The organism is Streptomyces curacoi, assembly GCF_001513975.1.
Classification (GTDB): Bacteria; Actinomycetota; Actinomycetes; order Streptomycetales; family Streptomycetaceae; genus Streptomyces; species Streptomyces curacoi.
Map to the genome: position 1 here is coordinate 821,158 of NZ_KQ947986.1, position 18,509 is coordinate 839,666.

The 18,509-nt window shown below is 70.1% G+C and carries 18 protein-coding genes; 7 read left to right on the plus strand and 11 right to left on the minus strand.

Translation table 11 applies throughout. The features are described 5' to 3' along the window. Window positions 1-177: 177 nt before the first annotated feature. Window positions 178-1,422, minus strand: a complete 1,245-nt coding sequence (locus AQI70_RS13300; RefSeq protein ID WP_062148368.1) for a sensor histidine kinase — start codon at window positions 1,420-1,422, stop codon at window positions 178-180. 180 nt (window positions 1,423-1,602) lie between these two features. On the opposite strand from AQI70_RS13300, the gene AQI70_RS13305 reads away from it, so the two are divergent. Together AQI70_RS13305 and AQI70_RS13310 are read left to right on the plus strand one after the other, a co-directional pair. Further along, on the plus strand, window positions 1,603-1,803 hold the full coding sequence (locus tag AQI70_RS13305; protein ID WP_062148055.1) for a hypothetical protein: 201 nt from the start codon (window positions 1,603-1,605) through the stop codon (window positions 1,801-1,803). Between the two features lie 161 nt (window positions 1,804-1,964). Next, on the plus strand, window positions 1,965-2,351 hold the full coding sequence (locus AQI70_RS13310; RefSeq protein ID WP_062148058.1) for a guanyl-specific ribonuclease: 387 nt from the start codon (window positions 1,965-1,967) through the stop codon (window positions 2,349-2,351). Between the two features lie 178 nt (window positions 2,352-2,529). Here the strand turns inward: AQI70_RS13310 and AQI70_RS13315 are convergent, their stop codons facing one another. Further along, complete coding sequence (locus AQI70_RS13315; protein WP_062148061.1) at window positions 2,530-3,156, minus strand: dihydrofolate reductase family protein; 627 nt, start codon at window positions 3,154-3,156, stop codon at window positions 2,530-2,532. Window positions 3,157-3,330: 174 nt separating this feature from the next. Between AQI70_RS13315 and AQI70_RS13320 the strand changes: the two genes are divergently transcribed. Next, a complete protein-coding gene (locus tag AQI70_RS13320; RefSeq protein WP_062148063.1) occupies window positions 3,331-4,098 on the plus strand; it encodes an SDR family oxidoreductase in 768 nt (255 codons plus the stop codon). A gap of 326 nt (window positions 4,099-4,424) precedes the next feature. Here AQI70_RS13320 and alc read toward each other — a convergent pair whose 3' ends face one another. Continuing rightward, the gene (alc, locus tag AQI70_RS13325) at window positions 4,425-5,540 is read right to left on the minus strand and encodes an allantoicase (protein WP_062148066.1); all 1,116 of its coding nucleotides are present in this window, start codon (window positions 5,538-5,540) and stop codon (window positions 4,425-4,427) included. 47 nt (window positions 5,541-5,587) lie between these two features. Then, the gene (gene allB / locus AQI70_RS13330) at window positions 5,588-6,928 is read right to left on the minus strand and encodes an allantoinase AllB (RefSeq protein ID WP_062148069.1); all 1,341 of its coding nucleotides are present in this window, start codon (window positions 6,926-6,928) and stop codon (window positions 5,588-5,590) included. 249 nt (window positions 6,929-7,177) lie between these two features. Between allB and AQI70_RS13335 the strand changes: the two genes are divergently transcribed. Continuing rightward, the gene (locus AQI70_RS13335) at window positions 7,178-7,975 is read left to right on the plus strand and encodes an IclR family transcriptional regulator (RefSeq protein WP_062148071.1); all 798 of its coding nucleotides are present in this window, start codon (window positions 7,178-7,180) and stop codon (window positions 7,973-7,975) included. A 5-nt stretch (window positions 7,976-7,980) separates the two neighbouring features. Beyond that, a complete protein-coding gene (locus AQI70_RS13340; protein WP_063801575.1) occupies window positions 7,981-8,667 on the plus strand; it encodes a DUF6304 family protein in 687 nt (228 codons plus the stop codon). A 1-nt stretch (window position 8,668) separates the two neighbouring features. Here the strand turns inward: AQI70_RS13340 and AQI70_RS13345 are convergent, their stop codons facing one another. Further along, the gene (locus AQI70_RS13345) at window positions 8,669-8,962 is read right to left on the minus strand and encodes a DUF5955 family protein (RefSeq protein WP_244181598.1); all 294 of its coding nucleotides are present in this window, start codon (window positions 8,960-8,962) and stop codon (window positions 8,669-8,671) included. Window positions 8,963-9,175: 213 nt separating this feature from the next. Between AQI70_RS13345 and AQI70_RS13350 the strand changes: the two genes are divergently transcribed. Together AQI70_RS13350 and aceB are read left to right on the plus strand one after the other, a co-directional pair. Beyond that, the gene (locus AQI70_RS13350; protein ID WP_062148081.1) at window positions 9,176-9,778 is read left to right on the plus strand and encodes a nucleotidyltransferase family protein; all 603 of its coding nucleotides are present in this window, start codon (window positions 9,176-9,178) and stop codon (window positions 9,776-9,778) included. A gap of 210 nt (window positions 9,779-9,988) precedes the next feature. Beyond that, entirely contained in the window at window positions 9,989-11,611 is a 1,623-nt protein-coding gene (gene aceB, locus AQI70_RS13355) for a malate synthase A (RefSeq protein WP_062148084.1), read from the plus strand. 1 nt (window position 11,612) lies between these two features. Here the strand turns inward: aceB and AQI70_RS13360 are convergent, their stop codons facing one another. The 6 genes from AQI70_RS13360 to AQI70_RS13385 all read right to left on the minus strand — a co-directional run bounded on the left by AQI70_RS13360 (window position 11,613) and on the right by AQI70_RS13385 (window position 18,472). After that, a complete protein-coding gene (locus AQI70_RS13360) occupies window positions 11,613-11,915 on the minus strand; it encodes an Rdx family protein (RefSeq protein ID WP_062148087.1) in 303 nt (100 codons plus the stop codon). Further along, window positions 11,912-12,832, minus strand: a complete 921-nt coding sequence (locus AQI70_RS13365; RefSeq protein ID WP_244181600.1) for a HipA family kinase — start codon at window positions 12,830-12,832, stop codon at window positions 11,912-11,914. The genes AQI70_RS13360 and AQI70_RS13365 overlap by 4 nt, the downstream gene beginning before the upstream one ends. Window positions 12,833-12,965: 133 nt before the next feature. Next, the gene (locus tag AQI70_RS13370; RefSeq protein WP_079051268.1) at window positions 12,966-14,510 is read right to left on the minus strand and encodes a SulP family inorganic anion transporter; all 1,545 of its coding nucleotides are present in this window, start codon (window positions 14,508-14,510) and stop codon (window positions 12,966-12,968) included. 142 nt (window positions 14,511-14,652) lie between these two features. Beyond that, the gene (asnB, locus tag AQI70_RS13375) at window positions 14,653-16,497 is read right to left on the minus strand and encodes an asparagine synthase (glutamine-hydrolyzing) (protein ID WP_062148090.1); all 1,845 of its coding nucleotides are present in this window, start codon (window positions 16,495-16,497) and stop codon (window positions 14,653-14,655) included. A gap of 64 nt (window positions 16,498-16,561) precedes the next feature. Next, window positions 16,562-16,984, minus strand: coding sequence for an aspartate 1-decarboxylase (gene panD, locus AQI70_RS13380; protein WP_062148093.1), 423 nt, complete (start codon window positions 16,982-16,984; stop codon window positions 16,562-16,564). Between the two features lie 69 nt (window positions 16,985-17,053). Next, complete coding sequence (locus tag AQI70_RS13385; RefSeq protein ID WP_062148096.1) at window positions 17,054-18,472, minus strand: aldehyde dehydrogenase family protein; 1,419 nt, start codon at window positions 18,470-18,472, stop codon at window positions 17,054-17,056. Window positions 18,473-18,509: the final 37 nt, after the last annotated feature.

The window sequence follows — 18,509 nt, forward strand, 5'->3', positions numbered from 1 at the left end:
CGCGCAGGTGCCGGACGGTCCGCAACGGCGCTCGCCGGGGCGGCGATTGAGCACCGCGCGGCCGGCTCCACGGGGTCACCCCCACGGCAGCCCGGCCGGTTCGGCGGAGTCACCCCCACAGCAACCAAGCCGGTCCGGCGGAGTCACCCCCACAGCAACCAAGCCGGTCCGGCGGAGTCACCCCCACGGCAGCCAGGCCCGCACCTCGAACCCGCCGTCCGCCGCGTGCCCGTGCTCCAGTCGGCCGCCCGTCAGCGTGGCCCGCTCCGTCAGCCCGATCAGTCCCTGTCCGGAGCCCGGAACGTGCGGGATCTCCCCCTCGGGCGCGGGATTGCGCACCGATACGGAGAGTCCCTCGCCCGGCCCGCCGGTCACCGTCACCGTGACCTCCGTACCCGGCGCGTGCTTGCGGGCGTTGGTCAGGCCCTCCTGGGCGATGCGGTAGGCGGTGCGGCCGACGGAGGCGGGCACGGCGGCGGGGTCGGTGACGCGTTGGTCCAGGGCGACCTTCATGCCGGCTTCGCGGGACTCGGCGACCAGCGCCTCCAGCGCCGCGAGGGTCGGCTGCGGGCGGCCGGCATCGTCGGGCTCGCCCGCCCGCAGGACGCCGATGATCTCCCGCAGGTCCTGGAGGGCCTCGTGGGCGCTCTCCCGGATGACGCCCGCCGCCCGCACGATCTCCTCGCGGGGCGCGTCGGGCCGGAACTCCAGCGCGCCGGCGTGCACGCTGAGCAGCGTCAGCCGGTGCGCGAGGACGTCGTGCATCTCCCGGGCGATGGCCTCGCGGGCGAGCCGCTGCGCCTGCTCGGCGCGCAGCCGCGCCTCCGTCTCGGCGCGCCGGGCGCGGTCGCGCAGGCTCAGCATGAGCTGCCGTTTGGACCGTACGAACATGCCCCAGCCGACCACCGCGACGGTCAGCACCGCGGCCAGGACGAGCGACCAGCCGTACGGCACGTCCGGGTCGGGGCGGAACCAGAAGTACAGCGGGTTCAGCACCATGGACGCCCCGGCCACCCAGGCGACGTATCGGAACGGGCGGTGCACGGCGAGGGTGAACAGGGCGACCAGGCCCGCGCCGCCCGAAGTGCTGGACACGACGTTGATCGGGACCATCACGGCGGCGAGCCCGACCGGCCAGCGGCGCCGCAGCCAGACCGCGGCGCAGGAGAGCGCGCCCAGCAGCTGGTCGAAGGCGGCGTAGCCCTCGGGAAGGTCCTCGTTCTTCATCGTGTCCGCGGCCAGCAGACCGACGATCACGGCCAGCAGGAAGCAGGAGAAGTCGACCACCCAGTCACGCGCGGTGCGCCGGGTCCGCCCCGAGCGGTCGGGGTCGAGGTCGAGCTCCTTCACCAAGGCCGAGGGCAGCAGCCAGCGCCGCCCCGTGAACGCCTGCGGTGCGGTCTCCGGCTTGTCACGACTCACGGTCGACAAATCTACGCAGTGCCGGTCCCCGGCGCGCCTTCCGGGGCGCGGTCGGCGACCAAAGTCGTCCAGTCGAAGACTTTGGGTGCGACGGGCCCGTGCGGAACGTGGACTTCCGTCGGACCCGGCTCGCCCCGCGGCCGATTGGCGTGGGGGGTCCGCGGGGCGAGAGTCGTGGGCATGAAACAGCTGCTGGAGTTCCTCGGGTTCATCGCCCTGGTGCAGGGCATCGCGGGCCTGGTGCACGAGTTCGCCGACTGGGACTGGGGACTCGTCCAGCGGCTGGGCTTCCTCGACGGCTTCGAGATCTACGCGAGCGTCGCCCTGCTCGTGCTGGCGTTCGCGCTGTTCGCCGCCGCCCAGAGCCGGAAGCCCGGCTGAAGGCGCACCGGCTCCCAGGACCCCGGCCTGGTGGACGGCGCTGAAGAGCATGTGAGGACGCCGGGCGGCAGGTTAACTTCCCGAAAACTCATCGGACTTGCCGGGTAAATCTCCGACGTTGTCATTGACATGCCACTGTCTACGCGCGTCATCATGAAGCCATGAGATTCCCCCCACGAATCAGCCGTATCGGCGCCGCAGCCGCCGTCCTGTCCGCCCTCCTCGTCGGCGGCACCGTCACCGCCACCCCGGCGGCTGCCGCGGTCGGCAGCATCTGTTACAGCGACCTGCCCTCCCAGGCGCACGACACGCTGGAACTGATCGAGCAGGGCGGCCCCTTCCCCTACGACCAGGACGGCACCGTCTTCCAGAACCGGGAAGGCATCCTGCCCAGCCAGACGTCCGGGTACTACCACGAGTACACCGTCATCACCCCTGGCTCCTCCACGCGCGGAGCTCGCCGCATCGTCACCGGTGAGGAGCACCAGGAGGACTACTACACGGCCGACCACTACAGGTCCTTCGACCTGGTCGACTACGGCTGCTGAGCCCGAAGGTCACAGTCGGCACCAAGGAACGGTGCGACCAGTTGGAGGTCCGGTCCGCGTTCAGCCGGACCTCCGGCCCCCTCACCCCGCGTACCCCCCACAGCCGCTGCCGGACGCGGGGTGAGGCACGTTCCGTCAACAGACCGCCGAGCGGCCCGAGGACCAGGACTCGTGGTCGTCACGGGTTCTCGGGGAGCTCGTACGAGCCGTACTCGGGGCGGCCCGCGAAGTCGTACGAGTGGATGACGACGCCCGTGCCGGTGGTGCGGCCTGCGGTGTGCCTGAACGCGGTGGGCACGGCGCCCTCCGTGAACAGGCGGTAGCCCGCGCCGAGCACGACCGGGAAGGTCAGCAAGTGGAGGGTGTCGACGAGGTCGTGGGCCAGCAGTGACCTGAGGAGGGCGCCGCTGCCGTGGACCTGGAGCTCGCCGTCGGTGCGCTCCTTGAGGTCGGCGATCTCCTTGCTGAGGTCGCCGCTGATCACGGTGGTGCCGGACCACTCCGGGTCGGTCAGGGTCGAGGAGGCGACGTACTTCGGCAGCGCGTTCAGCTTGGCGGCGACCGGATCGAGGGGATCGGTCACCTTCGGCCAGAACGAGGCGAAGATGTCGTACGTACGGCGTCCCAGGAGGAAGGCGCCGGGGCGCGCGAAGACCTCGTTGATGAACTGGCCGAAGTCGTCGTCGGCGTACGGAAAGCTCCAGCCGCCCTGCTCGAAGCCGCCGCGGGTGTCCTCCTGCGGGCCGCCGGGCGCCTGGTAGACGCCGTCGAGCGTGACGAAGATGGTGGAAACGAGCTTGCCCATGAGGAGTCCCTCTTTTCCGGGTGGGGTCTGCTGTCATCAGCTCAGACCCCACCGGCACCCGCAACTCATCGGTCCGCCGTCCGCGTGTTCGCGGCGAACCGCGATGTCCATGCGCTCGATCTCCGTGTCCGTTCGCCGCCAGCGCCGCGGTCCGCTCGGCGCTGGGATGGACCCATGACAACCACTCACGGATCAGAGACGACGACCCAGGGAACGCTGCACGGCAAGGTGGCCCTGGTCACCGGCGGCAGCCGCGGGATCGGCGCGGCAACGGCACTGCGGCTCGCACGGGAGGGCGCGGACGTCGCCGTGACCTACCTGAACGGCAAGGACGCGGCCGAGGAGGTCGTCCGGGCCGTTCAGGCGCTGGGGCGGCGGGCCGTGGCCCTGCGGGCGGACGCCGGGGACGCGGAGGAGGCGGCAGGGGCGGTGGGGCTTACGGCGGAGGCGCTCGGGGGGCTGGACGTGCTGGTGAACAACGTCGGCGTCGGGGTGCTGGGGCCGCTGGAGGGGCTGTCGCTCGGGGACGTGGACCGGGTGCTCGCCGTGAACGTCCGGGGCGTTTTCCTGGCCACGCAGGCGGCCGCCGCCCGCATGACCGCCGGGGGCAGGATCATCACGATCGGCACCTGTATGACCCAGCGCGTGCCGGGGCCCGGTGGGACGCTCTACGCGGCCGGCAAGTCGGCGCTGATCGGTCTGACGAAGGCCCTGGCGCGTGAGCTGGGGCCGCGGGGCATCACGGCGAACATCGTGCATCCCGGGCCCGTCGACACGGACCTGAATCCGGCGGACGGGCCCTACGCGGCCGGTCAGGCGGCCATGACCGCGCTGGGGCGCTTCGGTACGGCCGAGGAGGTGGCGTCGATGGTCGCCTACCTGGCCGGGGCGGATTACGTCACGGGAGCGGAGTTTTCCGTGGACGGGGGGCACTCGGCGTGATGCGGGGTTCTTCGCCCCCGCCGCCCCTACCCGTCCCATCCCCCAGGGGCGCTGCCCCTTCGACCCCGTTCCCTGGGGGCCTGCGGCCCCCAGACCCCCGCTATCGGCCCTGAACGGGCCTCGTCCTCAAACGCCGGACGGGCTGAGACATGCCGGCCTGCGTCAGGGAGTGGCTGCCGCTGAATGTGCGGTCCTGGCCTCGGACGCCGGACGGGCTGAGACAGCCGGCCTGCGTCAGAGAGTGACTGCCGCTGGATGCGCGGTTCTGGCCTCGGACGCCGGGCGGGCTGGAAACAGCCCGCCCGACGTTCAAGGGTGCCGTTCGCTCAGCCGCCCAGTTCCTGATGGCGGGCCGCCAGTGCGGACGCGCCCTGGTCGGTCAGGGAGCCGTGCAGCCGGAGTCGGGAGATGCCGCCGTCGGGGAAGATGTCCACGCGCGCGTGCGTGCCGACGGCGGGGGTCGGCAGGACGAAACGGTGGTTGGTGTCGGGCTGGAGGCGGGTGCGCGGGAGGATCTCCTGCCAGTCGCCGTCCTCACCGTCCTTCACCGACACCGACGCCCAGCCGGCGCTGTTGCCCTTCAGGTAGGCCGTGTCGATCTCGATCGCCCTGATCTGGGACTGCGCCACCAGCCGGTAGCGGATCCAGTCGTTGCCCTGGTCGCGGCGCCGGCGCGTCTCCCAGCCGTCGTCCATCTTGCGGGAGCGGCCCGGCTGGATGGTGTTGGTGGCGGGCGAGTAGAAGAGGTTGGAGGCGTCCTCGACCTGGCCGCCGTTCTCCAGGGCGACCACGTCGAAGGTGCTCAGCACCGCCAGCCACGCCGGGTCCGGTGCCACCTCGCCGTACACGCGCAGGCGGGCGATGCCGCCGTCGGGGTGCTGGTTGACCCGCAGGTGGGTGAAGCGCTGCTCGACCGCGATGGCGAAACCATTCGCCGCGTGTCCGCCCACGGGCGTGCGCGGCACGAGCGTCGTCCACTTCACGTCGTCGGCGAGCAGCTCCTCCGGGGACGGGGAGCCCGCTACCGACGTGCCCTCGATCGACACCGCCTGCGGATAGTTGCCGCGGAAGTGGGCGGTGTCGACGACGATGCCGCGGATGACGCCGGGGGCGCCCAGGCGGACCAGCGCCCAGTCGTGGTCCTCGGCCGTCGGCCACGGGTGGTCGGCCGAGGCGCCGCGGCGGCGCCGGGTCTCCCAGCCGTCCATGATCTTGCCCTTGTGCCCGAAGTGCTCGGGGTCGAACTCGGCCCGCTCGGGCACCAGCAGGTTCTCCCGCTGGGCGAAGAACTCGTCGTTGGCGGCGATGACGCCGGCGCCCAGTCGGCGGTCGGCGAGGTCGGCGTACTGGGTGAAGGGGAAGTCGGCGGTGCGGTAGTCCGCGTACGGGTCGCCGCCTCCGTAGGGGTTCGCGTCGCCGGTGAAGCTGGGTATCGCCGTCACGAGGTGTGCCTTTCAGGAATCGGCCGCTGCGGGTGCGGGAGAGAAGGTCAGTGGTCGCGGGTGAGCAGCTGCCCCTTCGGCTCGGTGAACTCGCCGTCCGCGACGATGCGTTCGCCGCGCAGCCAGGTCGACTTCACCACGCCGTACAGCGTCCTGCCCGCGTACGCGGTGACGCGGTTGCGGTGCTGGAGGGCGGCCGGGTCGACGGTGAACGTCTCGTCCGGCGCGAGGACGGCGAAGTCGGCGTCGCGGCCCGCCTCGATGGCACCCTTGCGGTTGTCCAGGCCCACCAGTTCCGCCGTGCGCGCGGACATCCAGCGGACCACGTCCTCCAGGCCGTGCCCCCGCTTGCGGGCCTCGGTCCACACCGCCGCCAGGCTCAGCTGGAGGCCCGAGATGCCGCCCCAGGCCGTCGCGAAGTCCTCGGTCTTCAGGTCGGCCGTGGAGGGCGAGTGGTCGGTCACCACGCAGTCGATGGTGCCGTCGGCCAGTGCCTGCCACAGCAGGTCCTGGTTGGCGGACTCACGGATCGGCGGACAGCACTTGAACTCGCTGGCGCCGTCCGGTACTTCCTCGGCGGTCAGGGTCAGGTAGTGCGGACAGGTCTCGACGGTGATCCGTAGGCCCTCCCGCCTGGCCTCGGCGATCAGCGGCAGCGCGTCGCTGGAGGAGAGGTGCAGGACGTGCACGCGCGCGTGCAGGCGCCTCGCCTGGGCGATCAGCTGGGCGATCGCCGTGTCCTCCGCGTCGCGCGGGCGCGAGGCGAGGAAGTCGGCGTACTTGGGGCCGCCCTGCTGGGGGGCGGCGTCGAGGTGGTGGGGGTCCTCGGCGTGCACGATCAGCAGGCCGTCGAAGGAGGCGATCTCGGCCAGCGACTGGGCGAGCTGGTCCTGGGTCAGGTGCGGGAACTCGTCCACGCCGGACGGCGACAGGAAGGCCTTGAAGCCGAAGACACCCGCCTCGTGCAGGGGGCGCAGGTCCTTGACGTTGCCGGGCAGGGCGCCGCCCCAGAAGCCGACGTCGATGTGCGCCTTGTCGGCGGCGACGTCCTGCTTGGTGCGCAGGTGCTCGACCGTCGTGGTCGGCGGGAGGGAGTTGAGCGGCATGTCGACGAGGGTGGTGATGCCGCCGGCCGCCGCGGCGCGCGTGGCGGTCCAGAAGCCCTCCCACTCGGTGCGGCCGGGGTCGTTGACGTGCACGTGCGTGTCGACCAGACCGGGCAGCAGGACGTCGTCGCCGAGGTCCTCCAGCCGGGCGCCGGACGGCACTTCGGCGTCGTACGGCAGAACGGCCGTGATCTTCCCGTCGGCGACCGCGACCGACGCGGCGCGCGTCCCCTCGGGCGTGATGACGCGCGTCGAGCGCAGCACCAGTTGAGCGTCGGACACCCGGACCCCTCTCTGCCGCCGTTAACTTCCGCGTAACGGAATTCAACTTTCTGTTGAAGGAGTCTTCACTCCCGCTCCCGCGCCGTCAAGGGCACACTTCTCCACAGTGCACCCGACGCACACACTCTGGACGTTTCCACAACGCGGAATTACTATTCCAGCAGGCAGAACGTAGCTACGCACAAGCGGGGAGTCAACCGACTGACGGGTAGGCTTCTGCCCTCCCACCGGTCCCGAAAGGAACGCGCCGTGCCGACGTCCAGCGCCAGCACCACCGACTCCGCCAGGTCCAGCTCCAATGGTGGCGTCCAGTCCCTCGAGCGCGCCTTCGACCTGCTCGAACGGATGGCGGACTCGGGCGGCGAGGTCGGCCTGAGCGAGCTGTCCGCGAGCAGCGGACTACCGCTGCCCACCATCCACCGTCTGATGCGCACGCTCGTGGCCTGCGGATACGTACGCCAGCAGCCCAACCGCCGGTACGCCCTCGGCCCGCGTCTGATCCGCCTCGGCGAGTCCGCCGCCCGGCTGCTGGGCACCTGGGCCCGCCCCTATCTCGCCCGCCTGGTCGAGGAGACCGGCGAGACGGCGAACATGGCGCTGCTCGACGGCGACGAGATCGTCTACGTCGCCCAGGTGCCGTCCAAGCACTCGATGCGTATGTTCACCGAGGTCGGCCGACGGGTGCTGCCGCACTCCACGGGCGTCGGCAAGGCGCTGCTCGCCGGATTCCCGCCGGAGGAGGTGCGGGCGCTGCTGTCCCGTACCGGCATGCCCGCCGCCACGGAGAAGACGATCACCACGCCGGACGGCTTCCTCGCGGCCCTGGAGGACGTACGGCGCCACGGCTACGCGGTCGACGACAACGAACAGGAGGTCGGCGTCCGCTGTCTGGCCGTCTCCGTCCCGAACTCCCCCACCGCCGCGGCGATCTCGATCTCCGGTCCGGCGGGGCGGGTCACCGAGGCGGCGACGGAGAAGATCGTGCCGGTGCTCCAGCAGGTGGCCGACGAACTGTCCGAGGCACTGGCCAGCCAGAACCACGCCTGACGGCCATGCAGCGCTGGCCCGGGCGGTACACCGACCGGCACGGCTCGGAGGAGATCGTCTTCGAGTCGGACGGCAGGGAGTCGATCCGTACGACGATCAGGGGTGTCGTCTTCGAGGGCGACATGATGGACGACCTCGGCGCCCTGAGCGGCACCCCGCCCGAGCAGATGTTCTCCTTCCTCGACGGGGCACTGTGCTCCTGCCTGCTGGAGTGGGAGGTGCCGATGCCCGTCGAGGTCGAGGGGCAGGGCGTACGGGCGGGCGTGCTGCACTGCTCCCTGCGGCTCGGGGACCCGGTGGGCCCGGGCCTGGACGAGCAGAGCCTGATCACCACCCTGCGCCTCGACGGGCACGAGTACCGCAACGCGGACAGCCAGGACGACTTCGAGGAGGCGCTGCACGACATCCAGCGCCGACTGCCGCGAGGGGCACGGATCAAGGCGTGCGTCGCGTGCGCCTGGTCCGACTACAGCCCCGGCGGCCCCCCGCTGATGGCGGGGCTGGCCTGCTTCCGGGACGCCAAGGACCGCTACCGGCGGTGCGACGGCAAGCAGGGCCCGCACGGCATCTTCGCGATCTGGCAGGAGCGCACGGAGTTCGTACAGGAGACGTGGCTGTGCGAGGAGTTCGAGCACCGGACCTCGGACCGGGGCTACCGGGGGCCGTTCCCCTACCGCGGTCCGCTCCGGTGAGCTAACCCCGCCCGCGCGGCTGCTCCCCGAACAGATCCACCGCGTTGCGAACATCCGACAAACCCCGCGACAACGCGCTCACGGACCCGATCGCCCCCGCGATCAGGAGCAAGGACCTCCGCAGCCGCGGTGTCTCCGGCACCCCGTCGACCGTCATCGCGGCCAGCGCGGCAAGCTCGTCCTCGGCGATCCCCCGGTCCGGGAACTCGGCCGGATACGCGGCGAGTCCGCGGCGCAGACGGGACACCGCCGTCCGCAGTTCCGCCACCCTCGGGTCCTCGTCGCTGCCCGTCACCGGCCTCTGCCCCAAGCTCCGCAACACAGCACTCCCCCTCGCACGCCGTTGTGCGCCAGTAGTCCCGCTCCCCCATAGAGCGCCCCCGACGATGCTTGGGCGCCAGGGACGCGGGTCAGTAAACCCACCCGGCGCCGGATGCGCCACCCGTACGGACGGAAATTCAGCCCTGAGGGACCGGGCGCTCGCGCGGGTGTCAGGTATGCAGGACGCATGACTGAGAAAGAAGCGCCACCGGTCGCCGGCCTGCTCCTCGCCGCCGGCGGTGGACGGCGACTGGGCGGACGGCCCAAGGCGCTGCTCCGGCACCGGGGCCGCCCGCTGGTCGAACACGCCGTCGGAGTGCTGCGCGCGGCCGGGTGTGCCCGGGTGCACGTGGTGCTGGGCGCGCAGGCCGACGCCGTGCGGGAGCGGGCGGAACTGGGTGACTGCGTACTGGTGGAGAACCCGGACTGGGCCGAGGGGATGGGCTCCTCCCTGCGCGCCGGGCTCGACTCGCTCGCCGGTACGGGGGCCGGGGCGGCGCTGGTCTCCCTGGTCGACCAGCCCGGCATCGGGCCGGAGGCCGTGGCCCGGGTGCTCGCCGCGTACGAGGACGAGACCTCGCTCGTCTCGGCGGCGTACGACGGGGTACGCGGGCATCCCGTGCTCTTCGGCGCCGCCCATTGGGCGGGCATCGCTGCGACAGCGACCGGCGACCAGGGGGCACGCGCCTATCTGAAGGAACGTGAGGGGGCGATCACGCTCGTCGAGTGCGGGGACGTGGCGCGGCCGTACGACATCGACACGGAGGCGGATCTGGCCCACCTTGAGTAAGTGCGGTGGCACCCGGAGCCACCTTGCCTCGACTCAGAGAATCTCGACATCAACAAACCATTGAACTTCCACCATGAGGAAACTAGTATCCACTGTTCAGAAGCGCCCGACCGCTCCACGGGCGTTGTTCGCCGTATCCGGGAAGACTGGCACCCGGTGCCAAACGCTCGACAGCTCGTCTTCGTAGCTCGCTGAAGGAAGTGACAGCTCATGTCCGCACCAGCGCCGTCCCCGCTGGCCATCGTCGACGCCGAGCCCCTGCCGCGGCAGGAGGAGGTCCTCACGGAGGCGGCCCTCGCCTTCGTGGCCGAGCTGCACCGCCGGTTCACGCCCCGGCGTGACGAACTCCTCGCCCGCCGCGCCGAGCGCCGCGCGGAAATCGCTCGTACGTCCACGCTCGACTTCCTCCCGGAGACCGCCGCGATCCGCGCGGACGACTCCTGGCGGGTGGCCCCGTGCCCGCCCGCGCTGCAGGACCGCCGGGTCGAGATCACCGGTCCCACCGACCGCAAGATGACCATCAACGCCCTCAACTCGGGCGCCAAGGTCTGGCTCGCGGACTTCGAGGACGCCTCGGCGCCGACCTGGGAGAACGTCGTCCTCGGCCAGCTCAACCTGATCGACGCCTACACCCGCAACATCGACTTCACCGACCCGAAGTCCGGCAAGTCGTACGCCCTGCGCCCGAACGACGAGCTCGCGACCGTCGTGATGCGCCCGCGCGGCTGGCACCTGAACGAGCGTCACCTCCAGGTCGACGGGCAGCAGGTCCCCGGCGCCTTCGTCGACTTCGGCCTGTACTTCTTCCACAACGCCCAGCGCCTGCTCGACCTCGGCAAGGGCCCGTACTTCTACCTCCCGAAGACGGAGTCGCACCTGGAGGCCCGCCTCTGGAACGACGTGTTCGTCTTCGCGCAGGACCACGTCGGCATCCCGCAGGGCACCATCCGCGCGACCGTCCTGATCGAGACGATCACGGCGGCGTACGAGATGGAGGAGATCCTCTACGAACTGCGCGACCACGCCTCGGGGTTGAACGCCGGCCGCTGGGACTACCTGTTCTCCATCGTCAAGAACTTCCGTGACGGCGGCGCCGAGTTCGTCCTGCCGGACCGCAACGCGGTGACGATGACGGCCCCGTTCATGCGGGCGTACACCGAACTCCTGGTCCGCACCTGCCACAAGCGCGGCGCGCACGCGATCGGCGGCATGGCGGCGTTCATCCCGTCCCGCCGGGACGCCGAGGTCAACAAGGTCGCCTTCGAGAAGGTCCGCGCCGACAAGGACCGCGAGGCGAACGACGGCTTCGACGGCTCCTGGGTCGCCCACCCCGACCTGGTCCCGATCGCCATGGAGTCCTTCGACAAGGTCCTCGGCGACAAGCCGAACCAGAAGGACCGCCTGCGCGAGGACGTCGACGTCAAGGCGGAGGACCTCATCGCCATCGACTCGCTGGACGCCAAGCCGACGTACGCGGGCCTGGTCAACGCCGTCCAGGTCGGCATCCGCTACATCGAGGCCTGGCTGCGCGGCCTCGGCGCGGTCGCCATCTTCAACCTGATGGAGGACGCGGCCACCGCCGAGATCTCCCGCTCCCAGATCTGGCAGTGGATCAACGCGGGCGTCGAGTTCGAGAACGGCGAGAAGGCCACCCCGGAGCTGGCCCGCAAGGTCGCCGCCGAGGAACTGGCGAACATCCGCGCCGAGATCGGCGAGGAGGCCTTCTCGGCCGGCCACTGGCAGCAGGCCCACGACCTGCTCCTGGAGGTCTCCCTCGACGAGGACTACGCGGACTTCCTGACACTGCCGGCGTACGAGCAGCTCAAGGGCTGACCTACTCCTGCGACGGCTTGTCCGAGTGGCCCAGGGACCTTCCCGGGGCCACTCGGTCGCGTACGGCCTGCTTGACCGCCGTGGGTTCCGGGAATCCCTGCTCGCGGCGGTCCCAGACCACCTCGTCATTGACACGCACGACGAAGACGCCGCCCTTGCCCGGCTTCAGGGCGAGCTCCGTCAGCTCCGCCTCGAAGGTCGTCAGCAGCTCCTGTGCCAGCCAGGCCGCGCGCGGCAGCCAGCGGCACTGGGTGCAGTACTCGATCTCGACGCGCTGGACGTCCTTCAAAGAGGTCTCCGTCATCCGAGGTGTACCGACCAATCCTGTTCCGCCGCCGGTTTGCCGTGCAGGTCGGGGACCCGCTTGAGCCAGTCCGGGCGGCCCTGCTGGGTGCGTGCCGCGCGACGGGCCTCCTCGGCGGCGAGTTCCTCCCGGGAGGGGAAGTCGGTGGGGAGCCAGGCCGAGGACACCTGTACGCGCGCGTGGAGATAGGCGACGTAGGCGTCGCGGACCTCACCGGGGCTCATGAAGCCCGGTTCGGCGCTCAGCCACGCGTCCGGGACCTCCGCCACGACCTGCCGCAGCAGCTCCTCGGTGACCTTCGGCGCCAGCTCCGCGTCGGCCGCGCGCACATCGGGGGCGTAGTGGCCGAGGGCGTGGTGCCGGAAGTCGTACGCCTTCGCGGGGTCCGTGCCGTCCCAGCGGTGGTGGAAGACGAGCGCGGCGCCGTGGTCGATGAGCCACAGGCGCGGCGGTACGGTCCCCAGCGTGGGCCAGACCATCAGGTTCGAGCTGTGGACCGTGCGGTCGACGTTCGCGGTGAGGGCGTCCAGCCAGACGATCCGGCCCGCCTCCAGCGGGTCGACGCGGAAGTCCTTCGCGACCTCCGGGGTGAAGTCCTTCGCGCCCGGCAGGTAGTCCATGCCGAGGTTGACCCCGGCGCTCGCGCCGTGGAGGTCGCGCACCTCCTGGTGGGGCTCGTCGTCGGCGATCGCCGGGTCGAAGTGGACCAGGACCAGCTCGGGGAAGCGCAGCCCGAGGGCGCGGGCCAGTTCACCGACGATCACCTCGGCGACCAGCGCCTTGCGGCCCTGCGCGGAGCCGGTGAACTTCACGACGTACGTGCCCAGGTCGTCGGCCTCGACGACGCCGGGGACGGAGCCGCCGGACCGCAGGGGCGCGACATAGCGGGTTGCGGTGACCTTCCTCAGGGATATCACAGGCTCCAAGGCACCCTTTGCCTCAAAATCCACGGCCAACCCCACGTAGGTGCGCCACGGGGAACCCGCCGCGATCAGCCCTGGGGAGAATCTGGGGAGTTTCGACTGGCATGTCGAGCATAGTAACCAAGCGTTACAGCTGGCGATGAGTGACCGATTTCGGATGTGGGTTCCCTGGACCCGTGCCGAGCTGCGGGACGTCGTCCGGGATCTTCACCTGCACCGGTTCGTTGTTCGACTTGTTGTGCCACACCGCCCAGCCGGTCAGGGCGGTGTGGCAGGCGTGGTCGAGGTGACGCAGCCGCGACAGGTCGAGTTGGACGGGCCGGTCGCCGGGGAGGGCTTCGAGCGTGTCCAGGATTCGGGGCAGCCGCAGGAAAGTGGCGTTGCCGGTGATTCGGACGTGGATGGGGCCGGCCGCGCCGTCTTCGACGTGCACGTGGAGGCTGGAGGTTTCCCACGCGGTCTTGGCCACGGCCATCAGCAGCCCGAGCAGGACCCCTTCGAACATGTTCGTGACCACGATCGCGATGGCGGTCACGGCCAGGACGACTGCCTCACCACGGTGGTCGCGCCACAGCGGTAGGAGTTCCCTGACCGGCATCAGCTTCGCGCCGGCATGGACGAGCACGCCGGCGAGCGCCGCGATGGGGATGGCTTCGAGAGCGGCCGGGAACAGCGCCGCGAACAGCAGCAGCCACACCCCGTGCAGGACACGGGAAAGCTTGGTGCGGGCGCCGGCCTGGACGTTTGCGGCGCTGCGTACGATCACGGCCGTCATCGGCAGAGCGCCGAGCAGCCCGCAGACCGTGTTGCCCACGCCCTGGGCCATGAGTTCCTTGTCGTAGTCGGTGCGCGGACCGTCGTGCATCCGGTCCACCGCGGCCGCGCTGAAGAGGGACTCGGCGGAGGCGATGAGGGTGAAGGCGAGCACCGTGCCCAACAGTGCCACGTCACCGAGGTTGGACAGGGCACCGAGGGCGGGAGGTTGCACCGACTCGATCAGGCCCTGTACGTCCACCCTGGCGATGGGCAGGCCGAGGGCGGCGACAGCAGCGGTGGCGAGTGCGACGGTGGCAAGCGGTGCGGGCAGCACGTGCGGCAGGGGCCCGGGGAGGCGCTTCCACAAGATCAGCACGGCGATCGTCGCAGTACCCACCATGAACGTCACCAAGGCATCGGCGCTGAAGACAATGTCCCTTGTCAGTCCCGGCAGGCCGCTGATCTTCCCCAGCCCGCTGCTCGGGGCTGTCAGATCTGCCATCGCGTACGCCTGTCCCAGGATGAGGACGAGGCCGATTCCGGCGAGCATGCCCTGCACCACTGCGATGGAGATCGCACGGAACCAGCGGCCGCACCGCGCAGCACCCAGGACCAGCTGCAGTACGCCGGAGGCGAGCACGATCACCCCGAGCGCGGCGAGCCCGTGGGCCTCAACTGCCTCGTGGACAAGCACGGTCAGCCCGGCTGCCGGGCCACTGACCTGCAGTGAGCTGCCCGGCAGTACGCCTGCCACCAGGCCGCCGACGATGCCGGTGATCAAGCCGAGTTCGGCCGGCACCCCGGAGGCGACCGCGACACCGACGCACAGGGGCACAGCGACGAGGAAGACGACGAGCGAGGCGGTGACGTCGGGGAGAAGGAGGGACGGCCTCAGGGCAGGCAGTTTGAAGTGCATGGATTCCTCGTGGTGCGGTGGGGGGTGCGGTAGAGCCGTCGGCGCGTTTGGCCGAGGGTTGGTCACAGGGACCGGAACGTGTCACTACCGGGATCGTGGGCGCGGACGGCGGGCTGCGGCGCGGCGGTCCGGGAGTTCCGGTTCACAGGATCAGGCGTGGTCGGTAGGCCTCGATCCAGGTGTGCAGGTCCAGGAACTTCTCCAGGGCCGCTCGGTGGCCGTGGGGGTTGGGGTGATGTGTGGGGTCTTGGGAGGCGGCCTTCCTCGCTGCTGCTGGGTCGAACAGCAGGAAGACGTCGTGGTCGGGTTGGGCGAGGATCTGGCGAGCCTGGTCTTGCAGAGCGCAGACGTAACGTGGGTCGCGGGTCATGGGGTACGGGCTTTTGAGGCGTCTGAGCACGCTGTCCGGCACGACTGGTCGTGCGGCGGCCCGGAGCACGCTCTTCTCCCGATGGTCCGCGACATGGAACGGCCAGGGGATGTTGAAGGCGTATTCAGCGAGGCGGTGGTCGCAGAAGGGCACGCGCACTTCCAGCCCTACTGCCATGCTGAGCCGGTCTTTGCGTTCCAGCATCCCGGCCAAGCTGTGTGTCAGATGGAGGTGGAGAAGTTCGCGTGAGCGGCGCTGTAGGGGGTTTTCGCCGTCGAGTGTCGGAGTACGTGCGAGGGACTGACGGTAGCTGTGATCGGCGTACCCGGGCATGTCCAGCGCCGCCGAAAGGTCGGGGGGCAGGAACGTGCGTTCCTGGCGTACTTGGCCAAGGGCTGCTGTCAGCCAGGGAAAGCCGTGGCCTTGGCGGAGGGCGGCGTCGTGGAACCACCAGTAGCCACCGAACATCTCGTCGGCGCCTTCGCCGGACAGCGCGACCGTTGAGTGTTCGCGTATGGCGGTGAACAGTTGGATCAGAGAGTGGTCCATGTCGCCGCGGCCGACCGGCAGGTCGCGAGCCCGTATGGCGGCCTGGCGAATCGAAGGGTCGGAGAGGTGTGCGGCGTCCAGCACCAGATCGGTGTGATCGGCGTCCAGGTGCTGGGCGACGGTGCGCACATACGGTGCGTCAGGACTGACATTGTGGGCGTCGCGGGCGAAGTGGTCGGCGTGTCCGCGGAAGTCCACCGAGAAGGTGCGCAGACTCTCATCGTGCGCACAGAGCTCGCTCGCCGCGAGTCCGGCGATGGCGCTCGAGTCGAGTCCACCGGACAGCAGCACGCACCGTGGCACGTCAGCCACGAGTTGCTCGCGTACGGAGTTCGTGAGCAGTTCCCGAGTCCGGTGGACGGTGGTGGCGAAGTCGTCCGTGTGTGGACGGGCCGTCAGCCGCCAATAGGTGGTTTCCCGGACACCGCCGCGATCAACGGTCGCAAGGGAACCAGGCTGCAGTTCCCGCATACCGCGCCAGATGGCGACTCCGGGAGACTTGATTCCCAGCATGATTTCGCGCAGTCCGTCGTGGTCGACGGCGGCCTCGACGCTGGGATGGCTGAGGATGGCCTTGGGTTCGGAACCGAACAGTACTCCGTCAGCGGTGAGCGCGTAGTAGAGCGGCTTGATGCCCAGCCTGTCGCGGACCATGAGCAGGCGCTCGCTGCGGCCGTCCCAGATCGCGAAGGCGTACATGCCGATGAGGTGATCGACGAGACGGTCACCCCACTCCAGGTAGGCGCGGAGTACTACTTCGGTGTCGCTCGCTGTGTGGAAAGGATGGCCGCGCCCCCGCAGGTACTGCCGCAGGGCGGTGAAGTTGTATGTCTCCCCGCTGTAAGTCATGACGATCGGGCCGTCGGCGGTCTCGACCGTCATCGGCTGGGCGCCGCCGTCGAGATCGATGATGGCCAGGCGCCGGTGGCCGAGGGCTGCGTGTCGACTGATCCAGACCGCGGATGCGTCCGGCCCTCGGGTGGCCACGGAGCGGGTCATGGCCTCCAGGGTCTCCCGGTGAGGCCTGAGGTCCGCGTCGAAGGCAATCCAGCCTGCAATGCCGCACATGGTGTTCTCCTGGTTTCGGCTCTGCCCGAGCGGACTCGCCGGTGCGCAGGGCGGTCGGCGCTGTTCAGTCGGTGAAGATGTGGTCGCCGCGGCAGGTGGTGCCATCTGGGGTGGCTTCGGCAGGGTCGGCCCCCAGGAGAACGACTCTGTTGTCGCTGTCCACATGGACGATCCGGGGAACGAGGAGGGCCGCTTCGGCGTCCAGGACTTGGGCGTAGGAGATGATGATGACGGTGTCGCCCGGGCTGATGAGCCGGGCTGCGGCTCCGTTGATGCCGACGACGCCGGTGCCCCGGGGACCCTCGATGATGTAGGTGGACAGTCGGTTGCCGTTGTCGATGTCGACGATGTCGACCTTTTCCCCGGGCAGCAGGTCCGCGGCCTCCATCAGGTCGGCGTCCAGAGTCAGTGATCCGACGTAGTGCAGGTCGGCCTGGGTGACGGTGGCGCGGTGCACCTTTGACTTGAACATGGAGCGGTAGTACATGTGTCTGCCCTTCTCTCGGTGGTGGGTTGACTGGGGACTGGATACCGACGAGTGCCTGGCCCGGTCGTGTCAGAGCTGGATCGCCTTGGTCTCCAGGAGTTCCTCCAGGCCGGCCCGGCCGCCCTCACGGCCGTTGCCGGACTGCTTGTAGCCGCCGAACGGTGCGTTGGGATCGAAGGCCGACCCGTTGACCTGGATCTGACCGGCACGGAGTTCGCGGGCGACAGCCAGGGCGCGGTCCTCGTCCGCCGACCAGACCGCAGCGGCCAGGCCGTAGTTGGTGTTGTTCGCGATGCGGACGGCCTCGGCTTGCGTTTCGTACGTCTCGATGGCCAGCACCGGGCCGAACACCTCCTGGTGGTGGATGGCCATGTCGCTGGTGACCCGGGACAGGATGGTGGGGCGGACGAAGAAGCCGCGGCTTGGCTCGGGAGGGGGCGCTTCTCCTCCGGTGACGAGCTTCGCTCCACTGGCCAGCGCGTTGCGGATATGCGTGCGCACCTGATGGCGCTGGGCAGAGGAGATCAGCGGTCCCAGCCGGGTCTGCTCGTGGCCGGGGTCGGCGGGCACCCATTCCCGGGCGCAGTGGCGTGCCAGTTCCTCCGTTTCTCCGAGTACGGAGCGTGGCACGATGAGTCGGGTGAGAGCCGAGCAGGTTTGGCCGTTGTTGAGGAATGAGGCTGCCAGCACGGCGGGGACGACGCGCGCGGGGTCGGCGTCGGGGAGCATCACTGCGGGGCTCTTGCCGCCCAGTTCCAGTGTCACTTTCTTGATCGTCTCAGCGGCCATGGATGCGACGCGGCGGCCCGCGCGCGTGGAACCGGTGAAGGAGACCACGTCGACCTCGGGGTGCGCGGCCAGCGCCTCCCCTACATCGGGACCGGTGCCGCTGACGAGGTTGAAGACGCCGGGCGGCAAGCCGACGAAGTCGATGATGTCGGTCAGGTGCCAGACGCTGAGCGGTGCGAGTTCGCTGGGTTTCAGGACGACGGTGTTGCCGGCGGCCAGCGCGTAGGCGACCTTCGCGGCGACTTGGTGCAGGGGAAAGTTCCAGGGTGTGATGGCCGCAACTACGCCGTAGGGCTCGCGCACGACCAGCGACGGCCCCTGGCGCTGTTCGAAGGGGTATGCCAGCGCGGTCTGCGCGGCCTGCAAGAAGCTGTTGACAGGCAGCGTGACCTGCACCGCCCGGGAGAAGGCGATCGGGCATCCGACGTCTTGTGTGATCAGCTGGGCCAGATCTCCCGCGCGGCGGGTCAGTTCCGCTGCGATGGCCCGCAGGTAGCCGGCGCGTTCGGCCACGCCGGTACGCGACCAGGGGCCGAAGGCGGCACGGGCGGCGGTGACTGCGGCGTCCGCGTCCCGTGCTGTGCCGGCGGGCACTCGGGCCAGTGGCTGCTCGGTCGCCGGGTCGACAACGGTGAGCCTGGCTGGATTGTGCGACGGCGTCCAGGCGCCGTTGAGATAGATGCGGTCGTAGGCGGGCACGTGCGCTCCGTACTCGTTGCTGGGCGGGGGTTGGAGG